Source organism: Oerskovia sp. NPDC056781 (assembly GCF_042789955.1).
Taxonomy (GTDB): Bacteria; Actinomycetota; Actinomycetes; order Actinomycetales; family Cellulomonadaceae; genus Oerskovia; species Oerskovia rustica.
Map to the genome: position 1 here is coordinate 1 of NZ_JBHUAD010000362.1, position 2,481 is coordinate 2,481.

4 protein-coding genes are annotated in these 2,481 nt (G+C 74.0%); 3 read left to right on the forward strand and 1 reads right to left on the reverse strand.

All coding sequences use genetic code 11. The features are described 5' to 3' along the window. Positions 1-63: 63 nt before the first annotated feature. On the reverse strand, positions 64-498 hold the full coding sequence (locus ACFRCR_RS18340) for a DUF5997 family protein (protein ID WP_377679601.1): 435 nt from the start codon (positions 496-498) through the stop codon (positions 64-66). Between the two features lie 59 nt (positions 499-557). Here ACFRCR_RS18340 and ACFRCR_RS18345 point away from each other — a divergent pair, with 59 nt between their 5' ends. From ACFRCR_RS18345 to ACFRCR_RS18355, 3 genes are all read left to right on the forward strand, one after another. After that, the gene (locus ACFRCR_RS18345) at positions 558-1,490 is read left to right on the forward strand and encodes a LysR substrate-binding domain-containing protein (RefSeq protein WP_377679602.1); all 933 of its coding nucleotides are present in this window, start codon (positions 558-560) and stop codon (positions 1,488-1,490) included. A 46-nt stretch (positions 1,491-1,536) separates the two neighbouring features. Further along, the gene (locus ACFRCR_RS18350; protein WP_377679604.1) at positions 1,537-1,944 is read left to right on the forward strand and encodes an ArsR/SmtB family transcription factor; all 408 of its coding nucleotides are present in this window, start codon (positions 1,537-1,539) and stop codon (positions 1,942-1,944) included. Next, a partial coding sequence (locus ACFRCR_RS18355) for an SRPBCC family protein (protein WP_377679605.1) occupies positions 1,941-2,481 on the forward strand: 541 nt, incomplete at its 3' end. The genes ACFRCR_RS18350 and ACFRCR_RS18355, both read left to right, overlap by 4 nt.

Sequence of the window (2,481 nt, forward strand, 5' to 3'; positions counted from 1 at the left end):
GGCCCGCCGGGCCGGTGGGGGGGCCGGGGGTTGGGGTGGCCCCCCCCGGGGCGCCCCGCGGCGTCACTCGCCCGACGGCGCCTTCTGCTCGGCCTCGCGGTTGGCGCGGGCGACCTTCTTGGCCTTCTTGAGGTCACGCGCCTTGATGCGCTCCTCCTCCGCACGGACCTCGGCCTGGATCTCGCGCTCGCGCACGAGCCACGCGGGCGGGTCCTCACGGAGCTCGTTGATCTGCTCGGTGGTCAGTGCGTCCTCGACGCCGCCGCGGGCGAGGCCCGCGATCGACACGTTGAGGCGGCCGGCCACGACGGGGCGCGGGTGGGGGCCGTTGCGGCGCAGGTCGACGAGCCACTCGGGCGGGTTGGTCTCGAGCTCCTCGAGCCGGCCGCGCGTGATGGTCCCCTCCTGGAACTCCGGGGGAGTGGCGGGAAGGTACACCCCGAGCTTCTTCGCCGCGGTCGCGGGCTTCATGGTCTGGGAGGAGTGCGGGGTGCTCATGGTCCCAGGGTATCGGTCCTGGCCCGGTTTCCTTGTCCTGGGGCGGCTAGGGTTGTGGGGTGGAAGAGACTGCGCGCAGCGCCGAGCACGACGCCGACCGACCGGCCGAGGACGTCACCGACGCGCAGACCCCCGGGTTCCGCCTCGCGTACGTCCCCGGCGTGACGCCCTCGAAGTGGGTGCGGACGTGGATCGACCGGGTCCCGGGCGTGCGCCTGGAGGCGCTCGCCGTCCCGGCTTCGCAGGTCGAGGCCCTCCTGCACGACGGCGGAGCGGACGTCGCGATCCTGCGTCGCCCCGTGCGCAGCGAGGGGCTGAGCCACATCGCGATGTACACCGAGGTGCCGGTCGTCGTGGTGCCGCGCGACCACGTGTTCGCGGCCCTCGAGAGTGACGAAGCGCTCACCGCGGCGGACCTGGCGGACGAGGTCGTGCTGCACCCGCTCGACGACGTGCTGGGCTGGGCCTCCTCCGCCGCTGCTTCGGGTGCCGACGACGCGGCGACCCCTGTGCTGCCCGGCAAGCCGGCCCTGGAGCGCCCTGCGACGACGGCCGACGCGATCGAGCTCGTCGCGGCAGGGATCGGGCTGCTCGTCGTGCCGCAGTCCCTCGCGCGCCTGCACCACCGCAAGGACCTGACGTACCGGACCCTCGACGGGGGGCCCGAGGCACCCGTCGCGCTCGGCTGGGTCACCGAGGAGAAGTCGGACCTCGTCGAGGAGTTCATCGGCATCGTGCGGGGCCGCACGGCCAACAGCTCGCGCGGCGTCGCGGGCCCCACCCCGCCCACGTCCGAGGCGAGCAGGAAGGCGGACGGGCGTTCGCCGTCGGGCGGCGGGAAGGCCGCGCAGGCCACCAAGGGGGCCAGGACGGCGAGCGCGGCGCGCAGCGGCGCCAAGCAGGCACCCAAGGGCGGCAAGAAGTCCGGCAAGTCCGTCGCGAAGCGGCTCGGGAAGTCGCAGTCGATGAAGGGGCGCAAGAAGGGGCGCTGATTCCTTCACTCTTGACTTATATAAGCTGCGGATGAATGATCGACGGATGGAAGCGTTCGACGTCCTCGGCGACCCCGTCCGGCGACGGATCCTCGAGCTGCTGTCCGGCGGCGAGACGTCCGCCGGAGACCTGGCAGCGGTGATCCGCGACGAGTTCGGGATCAGCCAGCCCGCGGTCTCCCAGCACCTCAAGGTGCTGCGCGAGAACGGGTTCGCGACAGTCCAGGCAGCGGGTACCCGCAGGCTCTACGCCCTGGACCCCGGCGCGCTCGACGACGTCGACGACTGGCTCGACGGCCTCCGGCAGCTCTGGGACCAGCGCCTCGACGCGCTCGGCACCGAGCTGGCGCGAGGGCGCCGCGCCCGCCGTCGGGCCGTACCGTCCCCGGACGCTTCCCCTGCCGCACCGGCCGCGGACCCGCAGCCGGTCCCCGCGAAGGAGGCCACGAGATGACGTTCGACCTGAGCACCGAGATCGACAGGGCCCGCCGCACCGTCGGCGCGCGCGACGACGCCCGCGTCGTGCTGCTGAGCCGCACCTACGACGCCCCGGTCGAGGACGTGTGGGACGCGTGCACCGACGCCGAGCGCATCGCGCGGTGGTTCCTGCCCGTGACCGGCGAGCTGCGACTGGGCGGTCGCTACCAGCTCCAGGGCAACGCGGGCGGCGAGGTGCGCGAGTGCGAACCGCCGCGCCGGTTCCTCGTGACCTGGGGCATGAGCGAGGAGGACCGGAGCACGGTCGAGCTCTGCCTCGCCCCCGCCGACGGCGGGGCCACCGAGCTGACGCTCGAGCACGTCGCGATCGTGCCACCCGAGTTCTGGGACCAGTTCGGCCCCGGGGCCGTGGGCGTCGGCTGGGACCTCGCGCTCCTCGGGCTCGCCGCGCACGTCGCGGGCGTCGACCTGGGCGACCCGGCCACGCTCGAGACGAGCCCCGAGATGCGGGCGCTCCAGACCGCCAGCGCCCAGCTCTGGCGCGGCGCGCACG

Bases quoted from the DNA above. Each gene is read 5' to 3' on its own strand.
- ACFRCR_RS18340 (WP_377679601.1), bottom strand. From the start codon at position 498: ATGAGCACCCCGCACTCCTCCCAGACCATGAAGCCCGCGACCGCGGCG.
- ACFRCR_RS18350 (WP_377679604.1), top strand. From the start codon at position 1,537: ATGGAAGCGTTCGACGTCCTCGGCGACCCCGTCCGGCGACGGATCCTC.